10 protein-coding genes and 3 pseudogenes are annotated in these 12,716 nt (G+C 43.4%); 6 read left to right on the top strand and 7 right to left on the bottom strand.

All coding sequences use genetic code 11. The features are described from left to right. Nucleotides 1-53: 53 nt before the first annotated feature. From minE to G7Y90_RS18745, 7 genes and pseudogenes are all read right to left on the bottom strand, one after another. Nucleotides 54-343: pseudogene (gene minE / locus G7Y90_RS00840) on the bottom strand (cell division topological specificity factor MinE). Then, entirely contained in the window at nucleotides 343-1,158 is an 816-nt protein-coding gene (minD, locus tag G7Y90_RS00835; protein WP_045444058.1) for a septum site-determining protein MinD, read from the bottom strand. Before minD ends, minE begins: the two are co-directional and overlap by 1 nt. Nucleotides 1,159-1,607: 449 nt before the next feature. Next, nucleotides 1,608-2,456, bottom strand: a pseudogene (gene minC, locus G7Y90_RS18755) (septum site-determining protein MinC). A 126-nt stretch (nucleotides 2,457-2,582) separates the two neighbouring features. Further along, nucleotides 2,583-3,188 (bottom strand): hypothetical protein, encoded by a 606-nt coding sequence (locus tag G7Y90_RS00815; RefSeq protein ID WP_250163142.1) that lies wholly within the window; start codon nucleotides 3,186-3,188, stop codon nucleotides 2,583-2,585. Further along, complete coding sequence (locus G7Y90_RS00810; RefSeq protein WP_250163141.1) at nucleotides 3,134-3,667, bottom strand: hypothetical protein; 534 nt, start codon at nucleotides 3,665-3,667, stop codon at nucleotides 3,134-3,136. Before G7Y90_RS00810 ends, G7Y90_RS00815 begins: the two co-directional genes overlap by 55 nt. A 289-nt stretch (nucleotides 3,668-3,956) precedes the next feature. Continuing rightward, the gene (locus G7Y90_RS18750; protein ID WP_502937387.1) at nucleotides 3,957-4,295 is read right to left on the bottom strand and encodes a hypothetical protein; all 339 of its coding nucleotides are present in this window, start codon (nucleotides 4,293-4,295) and stop codon (nucleotides 3,957-3,959) included. Further along, nucleotides 4,283-4,801 carry an acetyltransferase gene (locus G7Y90_RS18745; protein ID WP_502937449.1) on the bottom strand — a complete coding sequence of 173 codons (519 nt, stop codon included), beginning with the start codon at nucleotides 4,799-4,801 and terminating at the stop codon, nucleotides 4,283-4,285. The genes G7Y90_RS18750 and G7Y90_RS18745 overlap by 13 nt, the downstream gene beginning before the upstream one ends. 465 nt (nucleotides 4,802-5,266) lie before the next feature. On the opposite strand from G7Y90_RS18745, the gene G7Y90_RS00800 reads away from it, so the two are divergent. From G7Y90_RS00800 to G7Y90_RS00780, 6 genes and pseudogenes are all read left to right on the top strand, one after another. Then, entirely contained in the window at nucleotides 5,267-5,920 is a 654-nt protein-coding gene (locus tag G7Y90_RS00800) for a YiaD family glycine zipper/OmpA-like lipoprotein (RefSeq protein WP_055124860.1), read from the top strand. 481 nt (nucleotides 5,921-6,401) lie between these two features. Beyond that, nucleotides 6,402-7,860: pseudogene (locus tag G7Y90_RS18740) on the top strand (imelysin family protein). 321 nt (nucleotides 7,861-8,181) lie between these two features. Then, on the top strand, nucleotides 8,182-9,861 hold the full coding sequence (locus G7Y90_RS00790; protein ID WP_413786831.1) for a di-heme oxidoreductase family protein: 1,680 nt from the start codon (nucleotides 8,182-8,184) through the stop codon (nucleotides 9,859-9,861). Between the two features lie 158 nt (nucleotides 9,862-10,019). Continuing rightward, complete coding sequence (locus tag G7Y90_RS17585) at nucleotides 10,020-10,514, top strand: imelysin family protein (RefSeq protein ID WP_284143795.1); 495 nt, start codon at nucleotides 10,020-10,022, stop codon at nucleotides 10,512-10,514. A gap of 32 nt (nucleotides 10,515-10,546) precedes the next feature. After that, complete coding sequence (locus G7Y90_RS17580; RefSeq protein ID WP_284143794.1) at nucleotides 10,547-11,170, top strand: imelysin family protein; 624 nt, start codon at nucleotides 10,547-10,549, stop codon at nucleotides 11,168-11,170. A gap of 3 nt (nucleotides 11,171-11,173) precedes the next feature. Next, nucleotides 11,174-12,715 carry a DUF1513 domain-containing protein gene (locus G7Y90_RS00780; RefSeq protein ID WP_250163140.1) on the top strand — a complete coding sequence of 514 codons (1,542 nt, stop codon included), beginning with the start codon at nucleotides 11,174-11,176 and terminating at the stop codon, nucleotides 12,713-12,715. Nucleotide 12,716 lies beyond the last annotated feature (1 nt).

Raw genomic sequence — 12,716 nt, 5'->3', positions numbered from 1 at the left:
AAAAAGCCCTAAGTGATGATACTTAGGGCTTTTTTGTTTTTCTAAGACAGCGCTTATTTTTTGTGTTCAGGTAGACTGATATTCATCTCTAATACGTCTAGGCTGTCCTCAGAACGATGATTGATATTCACATCATCAATCTGTACGCCATTGACATATTTGTTGACCACTTCTAAAATCTCACGTTTCATTTTTTCGATACGATCAGCTGTTAAGCGGTTTTTAAGCGATTTTCGCTCGCAACGATAACCTTAAGACGCTCAGTAGCCATATTAGCGCTACCTGCGCTACCACTGTCGTCAGTACCAAATAGGCTACTCCAAAATCCTTTTTTCTTCGTCATCATTGACCTCCAAACCAGCGCTGTAATAGACTCTTTTTCTTCACGTCAATATGACGTAGTGGGCGTTCTTCACCTAAGAAGCGGGCGACGATGTCATCATAACATTGACCAGCAACTGAATCGGTATAATGAATAACTGGCTCACCATGGTTAGATGCTTCAAGCACTGAGTGACTTTCAGGAACAACCCCAAGTAACGGAACTTTTAGGATATCATTTGAAATGGTATCAATGTCCATCATCTCGTTGGCTGCTGCACGCTCAGCATTATAACGAGTAATAATCAAATGCTCACGTACAGAGCCTTGGTTTTCTTCAACCTTTTTGGTCTGGCTTTGCAAGATACCGATAATACGGTCTGAGTCACGCACTGAAGAAATCTCAGGGTTGGTGACGATGATCGCTTCATCAGCATGATACATGGCGAGTTGTGCACCGCGCTCAATACCAGCTGGTGAATCACAGATAATATAGTCGAACTGTTTAGACAGCTCAGACATAACCTCTGCCACCCCTTCGTCTGTCAGGGCGTCTTTATCACGCGTTTGACTGGCGGGTAGGATATACAAGTTTTCAAGCTGTTTGTCTTTGACCAGTGCTTGCGACAAGCGTGCGCTACCAGTGATGACATCAACAAAATCATAAACAATTCGGTTTTCACAACCCATGATTAAGTCTAGATTACGTAGACCCACATCAAAATCGATAACGACTGTCTTATAGCCACGCAATGCTAAACCTGCGGCAAAAGAGGCACTTGTCGTGGTTTTGCCCACACCGCCTTTACCTGAAGTGATTACAACTATCTTCGCCACAATGGCACACTCCTATGAATCAATGGGATATCTTTTATATAAAAAAATAGCGCAATTGCACATTATTCACATGCTATATATACACTACCTGCGAAGGTAGCCTAGCATAAATAAACAAAAATTTATAGCACGTCCATAGTAAAGCAGAAAAACAGCTTATATATGGATCACAAAGCGGTGCTACCTAGAATTTTCTGGTCAATATTGCCTATTGTGAATAATAAATAGACGCTGACGAGTAGTGTAGATAGTGGCAGAGCTAGCGATTCATCATAGAACACTTTTGTTAAATAACTTACTATAATATTAAGTGCGCTGTCTAAACGTCTACTGTTGAGATTTTCTAATAAACGTTTTTTAATAAGCGTCATGTATGATGAAAATCGGCTTAGCCTGTCTACATTTATAAAAATCATGAATGAATTTATCGTTCTTAACGGTAAAAGAATTTAAGCGTCATCCATTACCGTAAATACTAAGCCTTCACCTTCTACAAATCTTACTTGTACAGATTTGTCAATCACGTGCTCAGGTAAGTTGTCTCGTAAGCAATAAGTTCCCGCCACTGACACCAAAGAAGGATTAAAAACTTGACAAAAAATACGAGCATCTTTGTCACCGGTAGCACCAGCAACCAAGCGTCCTTGGGCACGACCGTAAACGTGCAAGCTGTTATCGGTAATCGCTTCCGCCCCGCTATTGACACTATTGGTCAAAATCAAATCACCGCCCACGTGATTCAGGCTTTGTCCTGAACGTAGCATTTGATCGTAAATTAGGCTGGTAATATGCTCAGCGCTCACCAATGTCTCTGCTGTGGTGGTTGCTATCGTTGTTTTGTGTTTGACTCGCTGATGGCTGCAGTATCATTGGTGCTGTCTGAATTGTTACTGGTTGAATTGATGCTGGCTGATTCTGTATGCTTATCATCGGGAGCTTTGCTTACTTGAGCTGCAGCTTTCTTGCTAGGTATACGCTCAATACGTTTGCCATCAGCAGGGAAGATGGCCAATCGCTGTTCACGGGCTTGCGCATCTAGTGTGCCAGTCACGACGCCAATAGGTTGTAAGCCCCAACCATAAAAGCTCTACCAATGCTGAGAGATCTTGTTCAACCTCGCTATCGATAAGGATAGGGATATTGCTAGATTTATTACTAAGCGTTGCGGCAAGCTGGGCGTCTATCGCACTTAAATCATCTGTGCTAAATTGCAAACGTGAAAAAGTCAGCATCTTGCCATAAAATGCCAATGCTGGTGCGGCGCTCGAGCCTTGGCTGTCATTATCTGAAACTGTCATATATAAATCCTCAAGAGATAATTCTGTCGCTGTATCCACGGTGTTGTTTTTATTATCGAGTCATACCATTCATTTGCTTGCCAAGCCTAATGTTTTGTAGGCAGGGCGTGCTATTAGCAGTATGAATTATAGATGAAGCATCTCTTGATGCTTCCACTGCTGCACTTTTACCTGCGCTTCAAATTCTGTCAAACTGTCATCGATGATACTCGAAATCAAGGTATCTAACGCAGTATTATCCGTATCGATACTGGCAATGCCGTTGGCAATCGCTACCATCAATGAATCGAGGCGTTCAGGGTCTAGAAGGCGTTTATTGAGTGCGTAAACGACGTTTTCGCCTATATTGTGCCCGACGTGTTGCAACTGTGATTCAATCAAGCTACCGGCAATCGGTATCATGCGTAGGTAGCGACGCAGCTCAGGCGTATTAGCTAAACCCTCTTCAATAGCATTGCCCATCTCGCTGGCTAATATACTGCCGCCACCTGATGCTGCCGTCAACTCCTGTAGTTTTGGTGCTAGCTCTGTGCGCAGTATCGACAGCACTGCTGCCTCAATCTCGTTACGATTACGAGCTATCGTTGATTCAATAAAGGATTTATGCGTTTTAGGATCGGTCAGTTGCTGCCGAAAGTTTTGGATAGTCGTCAATATGACGCGGTCGGACAGCTCTTCTAACAGTAAGTCGATATAAAACCTAATCCGATTAATCCATGGCTGCGGCAGCACTTGGTAACCAAGTTGGTATAAGCGTCGCCCAATGATGACCGCTCGGAATAAACGTAAGGCACGCAGCTGCGGAAAGCACCCCAATACTTCATACCAATGTACAAAAGGAAAAAAAACCAGCGATAGTAGACGTTTTGTTTAATCGCAATCGCCCAACGTAGCAGTAGCTCAAAGATCAAAAATAGGGTAAAAAATCCACCAGCGGTACGTAAAGGCTCATGTAAGGTATTTTGATACCAGTTGAGAGCATCGCTAATACTGAGCCATCCTGCGGCATTGCTACTAAAGCTACTCATCAAGATAGCATCAATACTAATCAATAATAGATCGATACTGATGGCAATAATCATCACGATATCGTAAGTGAGTTTTAAGCGATTTGGCGTTGGTCGGTTTGGCGGTGGCAGCGTATTATTAGGCGGCTGATTGGATACAGGCGCTGAGTCTAGAGGCAGGCTAGTAGAAGAGGAAGCGGGCACAGTCAAACCTTATAAATGATAAATAGCACGAAAAATAAGCGGCTCAAATAGTACAGGGCTATCAAGTCACTAACGGTCAAAAAGTCATGGGCTCATGACTATTCACATTATCAATGAATAGAGCCAAAAAACAACCCATCTTTCATTATAATTACGCATTATCATTTATGAGTTGGGGTTTACAGTCAGCATTTACGAATCGGCATTTTAAACAACAGCGCTCAATCGTAGTTTTAAAACGACTTAAAGTAATTTACTGTTGTATGCCGTTGCTCTGTTAACGATGTCTCTAAGCGCTCGGAGCTTTAGGGTTTGTTTCAAACTCAGCCAACATATCGGTAATACGCTGATCTTTTTGCTGCCAAATTTGCTCTACCCAATCAAACATTTGAGATTTTACCGCGTCATCATTTTCGTAACCACCATTTTTAATATCGTTAAATGCATCAGGCATCTCAATATAACGCACATCGACGCCCAAACGCTTGATGTTGCCTTTCCACAAATCACTATAACTTGGCACACCATCAGGATAAACGATGGTCATATCTAGCATGCCATCGATGTCTTCGCCTAGCGCGTTAATGGCTAAAGATAGGCCGCCTGCCCGTGGCTTCAATAAATGCATATAGGAGACTGTTGCTTTGCATGTTTGGCTTTGGTGAAACGCGTGCCTTCTAAGTAATTTAACAAAGTAAAAGGTTTGTCTTTTAACAGGGCACAGGCGCGTTTGGCTTCTTCGATGTCTTTGCCTTGTAGAGCAGGATTTTTAGCGACGGCTTCTTTAGAATGCCGACGCATCATTGGGAAGTCTAAAAAGTAAAAGGCTTGACCCACAATCGGAATGTAAATCAGTTCAAATTTGGTGAAAAACCGTGTCAATGGCAAGCGTTTTTCACTAATGTACTGCACGATACTGGTATCGACCCAAGACTGATGGTTGCTGACCAGCAAATATTTGCCATTAATGTGAACGTCATCGGGTAAGCTGATGCGCCAATCTTTACGTGGCAACATGTCATCGATCAAGGCACTGTTGCTACTGATCCAATAAGTCGCGATTTTGATGACCGCTTTGTCTGCGATAGGAGCACCAGTGATGACTTTGCCGACACCCATTAACCATAAGGGAATACTACCACCGAAGCTGTTGGCTGCAATAACCCCAGTCGCTGTCGCAAGTGAAACGCTTTGCCTAATTTAGGGTGCGTTCGTGTATTTTTCGAATAGTAGATGTCAATCGCATGCTAAATCCTTTTCGGTCATCAGTCTTATTAGTTATTGAAGATTCATTGCCAGCTTATTGCACAATTTTAGCAGAAACGGTTCAGAGTGTACGAGTGTAAACGTGACTTGTGATAACACCTTGCGCTAATGGGTAGTTAACAGTGAGAACACAAACGTATCCAATCACTGTGAAAGTCTCATTAAATCATTCTGCACTTCTCATACACAGGTGTGACAAAATATTACACATGATTAGATTGTAATTGCCATAATAATGACGAGTGTATATTAAGCATGTAGATGGAATTAACAGAAAATATTTATAAAAAGCACACTTTGTTTGTCTATAATTTTTTAAACTTAAGAGGAAATATGCGTAATACATTAATGATTGCAGCAGTAGCGTCAGGTCTAGCTCTTAGCGGTTGTGCTACTGATCCAAACACTGGACAACAACGCTTGAACAAAACTGCCATTGGTACATTGGCAGGTGCTTTAGGCGGCGGCGCAATTTCAAAAGCAACAGGTGGTGATAACACAGGTCGTGATGCCGCGATTGGCGCAGCTTTGGGTGCTGGTGTTGGTTACTACATGGAGCGTCAAGCCAAGCAGCTTGAGCAGCAAATGGCTGGTACAGGTGTAACCGTTACGCCAAATGCGAACGGTAATATTGACCTAGTAATGCCAGGCAACATCACGTTCTCATTTGATGATGCGTCTTTAAACCCATCATTTAGACCAACGCTTGATAAGCTTGCATCAACGCTAAATGAGTATAACCAAAACACGATAACGGTTGCTGGTCATACTGATAGCAAAGGTTCTGATGCTTATAACATGAAACTATCACGCGATCGTGCTTACGCAGTAGCGAACTATTTAAGCGCACGCGGTGTGGCTTCTAGCCGTATCAATGTCGTCGCTTATGGTGAGTCTCGTCCAGTTGCTGATAACAGCACCGAGTATGGTCGTCAGCAAAACCGCCGTGTTGAATTAACCATCAATGCGCCAAACAACGTACGTTAATTCATACGATGGTCTAGCTGTCACTATAGTGTTGAAAAAGGTCAGTGATAAACTGGCCTTTTTTATGCCTGATATTTAGATTTTAAATTCAAAATGATTTTAGGTATCAGGATTCCGTTAGTTTTAAATCAATATTAAAATATTTTTGATGCTTTTATTTGTAAAACAATCGTTAGCTAAATGGTTATATTAATATTAATTAAATATTGATAATGATTATCAATAACACTATAATTTATAAAGCTTTGTTATTGTGGCGATACTAGGGTAGGTTGTCAGTTCATTTGATGGCCTTATAGATGGACTAAAAATAGCTAAATTTTGTCTAATATTGTCAAATTTCTGGTCAATATCTTGATATTATGGGCGCTGTTTTCTCATTTGACTGTCATTTTTATCAGCATTATTTAAAATGAGGATATGCCCTAATGCTCTTTATTCAAAGCCCATTTTTCTTTTGCGATACTTTTTGAGGATATGTATGACGATTACCACAGTAACGAGCCGTAAGATTTTACCAACTACTTTAGCTGCTGCGCTTGCAGGGTTGTTAATGGTGTCGGGTTGTACCAAGCAAGCCAAGGAAGACACGGACTCTACCGCCAATACGCAAACAGCAGTGCAAGACACAACCGCTGCAGATACGACGAAACTATCAGCGGTTGATCAAGCTTATACCGATAGACTTATGATCAGCTATGCCAACATGGCGCATGCGGCGTATAAAGATTCGCTAGATACTGCTAAAGCCCTGCAAACGGCAGTAGAGACATATGTGACAACACCAACCCAAGCAAACCTTGATGCGGCAAAAGCGGCGTATAAAGCCGCGCGCCAGCCGTATTCGCAAACTGAGATTTTCCGTTTTGATGAAGGCTTTGTGACAGCCAATGACAAACGAGCACTCGGTAGTATCGATGGTTGGGAAGGGCAGGTAAATGCTTGGCCACTTGATGAGGCGCTGATTGATTACGTTAGTGATGGCTATGAAGGTGAATACAATAGCCAAGACAATCATCAATAGCGATAGCATTACGGTCGGTAGTATCAAACAAGATACCAGTACTATCACTCCTGAGCTATTAGCAGAAATGAATGAGATAGGTGGCAGTGAAGCCAATGTGACGACCGGCTACCATGCGATTGAGTTTATGCTGTGGGGACAAGATACCAACGGCGTTGGCGAGGGTGCAGGCAATCGTCCAGTGACTGATTATGTAACTGAAGCAGGTCAATGTACCAGCGGTGAGACGGTCAATGCAGATGCTGGTATATGTGAGCGTCGTGGCGCGTTCTTAAAAGCAGCGACTCAATTACTGGTTGATGATTTGACTGCAATGGAAGCCGAGTGGCAGCCTGAGAGTGAGAATACCTTACGTAGCGACCTGATGGCTCGCAAATACGATAATGGTCTACGCCAGATCATGTATCAGATGGGCAGCCTAGCATTGGGTGAGCTTGCTTCTGAGCGTATACAGGTTGCGTTTGTAACGGGCTCTACCGAAGATGAGCACGAATGCTTCAGTGATTTGACCCATCTAAGCTATGCCAATAATGCCCGTGGTATTCAAAATGTCTTTAACGGCAACTATAAGACAGTCGCTGGTAAGAGCGTTGGTGGTTATGGTGTTAAAAACTATCTAGTCGATACGAACAACAAAGAAGCGGCTGATAAATTGGCGACTGACTTTGCCAAGGTAGAAGCCGCCTTTAATGTGATTGTTGAAAAAGGTGAAAAAGAAGGCATCAAAGTTGATCAAATGATTGCCACCGCTGGTCAAGTAAGCAAACAAGGTATTTCAGCTGAAGAGCAAAATACCCGTCGTAGCTGGATTGAAAATAGTATCACTAGCTTACAAGAGCTGACAGCTGGTATCGAAAATGCGGCAAAAGCGGTCGGTATTGACAATTTAGATGCTGACGCAGGTTCGCAGTTTTAACCGATCACGAATTTACTGGCTTAACAGCAAGCATAGCAGTGATTGACATAGCAGTGATTGACATAGTATTGACCGACATAGCATTGATCGATAATGCCTGACAAGTCGTTATAAGCTAATGAGAATTATTTTCATGGAAAAATAATTTAGGTATAATACACACGTTGTCGACTACCGTTGGCGGCGTGTTTTTTTTACCATATTAAAATAGCCTGATAGGTCAGTACGTCATTACATTGCTGTACCTTATCGACGACTAGAAGTGAAACACTTTATAGCATGCGATTTTAATGGTTCTAGATTAGAACTAAGGTACTCTTTATGAACACCACGATGAACGCCACAAATATCTTTAAAGCCAAAACCCCTACCTCTTTTTATGCGTCTTTTGTCAGCAAAACCACCCTGTTAAAGCCAACGCTTGGTATTCTGTGTGTGCTATCCCTTAGTGCTTGTCAGCCGACGGACAGTGTGTCTGATGATATTTCTGAAAACGAAAAATCTGCCATTAATAATGGTGACAACCCAACGCTAACACCTGAACGCCTCCAAACCATCGAAACGCTCGCTGGCTTATCAATGCAGCAATTGGCAAGCTTTGATCCGCAAGAGGTCAAGCAAGGTGGTGATACAGGAATCAGTATTAGCAGCGCTGAGAGTTACTCTAAACCTTCATCAAACTTGACGGCATCACGAAAAGGGCATTTTTTTATTGGTAATGCATTCTTTCGGCAACCGTGGGTGATTGCCCCTGCCAGTACCGACAGCCGCGATGGTTTGGGCGCATTGTTCAATGTTGCTGCCTGTCAGTCGTGCCATGTCAAGGACGGTCGCGGTCATGCACCTATGACCAGTGATGACGATGCCGATAGTTTGCTTATTCGCCTTGCGATGCCAGCGACCACCGATGAGCAGCGTCAGCAACTGCAAAACTCACTTATCGAAAAAGTCGTTCACCCTATGTATGGTGGTCAGTTACAAGATCGAGGTATCCAAGGTGTGCCTGCTGAAGCCAGAATCGCGGTGCAATGGACAGACAAGCCCGTTACTTTTGCAGATGGTCATATCGAAACATTGCGTGCGCCCACCTTTAATTTAACCAAACCGGGTTATGGGGCATTTGATGATGATTTGATGGTGTCGCCGCGAGTGGCTTTACCGATGATTGGGCTTGGATTACTTGAGCAAATACCGGATGAAGCGATTAAAAAACAAGCGGTTGATAATAAAAACAGTACGAATGGCGATATCAGTGGCAAGTTCAATTGGGTCATGGATCCACAGACTGGCAAGCATGCTCTTGGACGCTTTGGCTGGAAAGCAGGGCAAACCAAGCTGATTACTCAAAACCAAAGTGCTTTTAATGAAGACATGGGCTTGACCTCAAATATACGTCCTCATGAATCCTGTATGCCGACACAGACGGCTTGTATGAATGCGACGACTGGGGCTGATGAGCAAGGCAATGGTAAGCCGCCCGTCGAAGTCAACGATGAAGTGGCTAAGTTTGTGGAGTTTTATACGCGCAATTTGGCAGTACCGCATCGGCGTGATGCTGACGATACGCTAGTATTAGCAGGTAAAAAACGCTTTTATGATATGGGTTGTCAAAGTTGCCATACGCCAAGATATCAGTTGCCAAAAACCGACGATGACCATCTTGAGCAGCATGGACAAGTGATTTATCCTTATACGGATTTGCTATTACATGATATGGGTAATGATCTTGCCGATCGCACGATTGCTGGGAAATTGCCCGCAAAAAATATCCAAGTCGAGTTTTTAGCCAATTCTTATGAATGGCGTACGCCTGCTTTATGGGGCATTGGTCTGGCACAAACGGTCGATCCACAAGCGACATTTTTGCATGATGGTCGCGCCCGTACGTTGATGGAAGCGGTGCTATGGCACGGCGGTGAAGCCCAAAAGCAACAGCAAAAAGTACTCAAACTCGACAAACAAGGTCGTTCTGAATTGAATGCGTTCTTACAGTCATTATAGAGATAATGTCATTTACCTATGCTAAATGACTGAGTAATAACTGAGAAAATAAGTAAGTGTTGATAAGGTTATCCGCCCAATCAAACACTAGAGACTAGAGACTAGAGCTTGTAAAGAGTAGAATTTAAACCATTATTGATAATAATATTGAGAAATTTATGAAAATAAACCATGCTTTAGCGATGGCCTTATCGGCCTTAAGCGCAGGCTTGCTGATCAGCTGTGTTAAACCGGCTGATGACAATAAATCGCCAGAAGTAGATAGCCAAAAAGTTGCGCAAGACAGTGCGGCATCTACCAGCGCAGCAGAAAAAGATAGTAGTGGAGATAAAATTACCGCTGTTGATATTAGTGCTGAGACTGAAAAGACCTATTTGACCCATGTGGCAAATGACATTGTCATTCCAGCCTATGCGGATGCCGCAAAACAGAGTGATTTATTGCATGATTTGGCACAAAAGCATTGTCAGCAAGCACCAGTCAGCGGTGATGAGCTGCAAGCACTGCGCGATCAATGGCTAGTGCTCGCACAAGCATGGGCAGGCGCTGAGATGATTAACTTTGGCCCAGCGACCGCCAGCATGAGTAATTTATATATCAATTACTATCCTGATGAGCGCGGTCTGGTACACAGTGGCGTTGCCGATCGCTAATCGCTGCCAATCCTAAGCTCACCGCCGAGCAATTGGCTAACGAGAGCGCCATCGTGCAAGGGGTGCCAGGACTAGAAGAAGCGTTATATGCCAATGACAGTCTGGATGCTGCTCAATGTGCTTATGTGATTAGTGCAAGCAGTGCTTTGAGCACGCGCCTAAAAGATATTGAGAAAAACTGGCAGCAAAATGCCACTAATCTATTAGCTATTGATAAAACGGCTGACAGCGATCAAGGATTGAATCAATGGTTTAATTCTTTACTCTCGTTGGTTGAGACCATGAAGTCTAATGCCATCGATCAACCGTTAGGCTTAACAGGAAAGGTAAAAGGTCATTTGCCAGCCGCTACCGCAGAGCAAAGCCGTGCCATTATCAATGCTAAATTGGCGACATTGAATGAAGTACTGACGGATCCCGTTTTGACCGCTATTTTGGGCAGCAATAATGAAAATGAAGTCGCGGATAACTTATCGACCGCGCTTGCTGATGCCACTACATTATTAGCGCAAATGCCAGAAGACTTAGGGACCGCCGATAAAGCCACTCAACAAGAGCTGTTTGATCACCTCACGACTATTACACGTATTATTAAGCGCCAATTGATTCCGACGCTGGGTATCCGTGTGGGCTTTAACAGTACTGATGGCGATTAAAAAATGCACTCTATCGATACTAAGACAGCAAAAAAATCACAGCCGCAGCCAGAAGATAAGAAGTCTAATAATGAGCTGTTGGCAACATCAGCATTGACGATGCTTTCTACTATAATGGGTACCGTAGCGCTTGTCGGTATTCATCATCGTTATCGCAAGCAGCGTCAGGCTGATGCCCGCTTGCAGGATTATGTCGTAGGCATACGTTCGCAGTTGCAGTCGTTAACCTCTACACCAACACCCCAGCTAGCACGGTTTAGTTACGCTTGTCAGCAAGCCGCTACTGCATGGCAACACGCTTATCATTTATCGCTAGATGATAAGAATAATACCAACCATCATAGTGTCGCTGACTTTAGCGCGGCACATACCACCACCGTATTGACGCGACCCATTTGTTGGGTTAGCGGCGTGGCGTCTATGCCAAAAAATAGCGCCTTAGCAAATGATGATCAGCGTGCTGACAATGATTTTGGTGTGGTCGGTATTGATGCTGATCGACAAATCGTTTGGCAAACGACCATGCCTGAACGTGTCCATGATATTGTCGTTCAGCCTGTGCTTAGTGATCAAGATAGTACGATGAAGAATCATAGCAGTCGTGACGTCGTGGTGATGGGGCGCCGTCCGAGCGAAAAATTCTGGGTGCTTGATAATGCGACAGGACAAGTAAAATTCGCCATTAACGCTGCAAACAACCGTCATTTTTACGGACACGCTTGTTATAGCCTAGACGGTGAATTGCTGTATGTGACCGAGAATGACACCATAAGTTTGGATGGTAAAATCGGTATCTACGATGCTTACGATAATTATAAAAAAATAGCAGAGTATGACTCGCATGGTATCGGTCCGCATGAGCTGATTATGCATCCTGATAGCGAGACATTAGTCATCGCTAACGGCGGTATCAAAACCGAGCAAGCGTCGCGTGAAGAGCTCAATTTAGACAGCATGCGTCCTTCATTGGTTTACGTTAATCGTCATACTGGCGCTTTACTTGAGCAGATTATGCCTGAGCACAATCAAATGAGCGTGCGTCACCTAGCCATGCATGACGATGGGACGGTGATGATAGGCATTCAATTCCAAGGCGAAAAGCATATTAATGTACCGTTATTATTGACCCATAAGCGCGGTGATACTGATTTTAAAGCGCTTATTATGCCCAATGATCAATGGCAGCGCTTTCATCAGTATATCGCCAGTGTAGCGGTCGATAGTGCGCGTAACCTACTCTGCGTGACAACACCAATTGGCGGTTGTGCAGCGATTTACGATTTAAATACTCGTACATTGATTGATGATGTTAGCCTGCCAGATTGTGCAGGTGCAGCAGTATTGTCTAATAATAATACTGAAAAAGCAGAAGATAATAATGAGCAATCAGGTTTTATCGTTAGTGATGGTCAAGGTCAGTTAGCGGCTTTAACTGTTAATAGCTTGGCAGCTGCTGAACTTGCTACTATAGATCAAGGTGAGCGTATTTTTATCAACAGTAAATATCATATGATGTCGTTTGATAATCACTTGCAAGCGCTCTGAG

This window comes from Psychrobacter sp. WY6, assembly GCF_018448495.1.
GTDB lineage: Bacteria > Pseudomonadota > Gammaproteobacteria > Pseudomonadales > Moraxellaceae > Psychrobacter.
The sequence above is the reverse complement of the archived record's forward strand: the minus strand, read 5'-3'. Positions and strand labels throughout refer to the sequence as shown.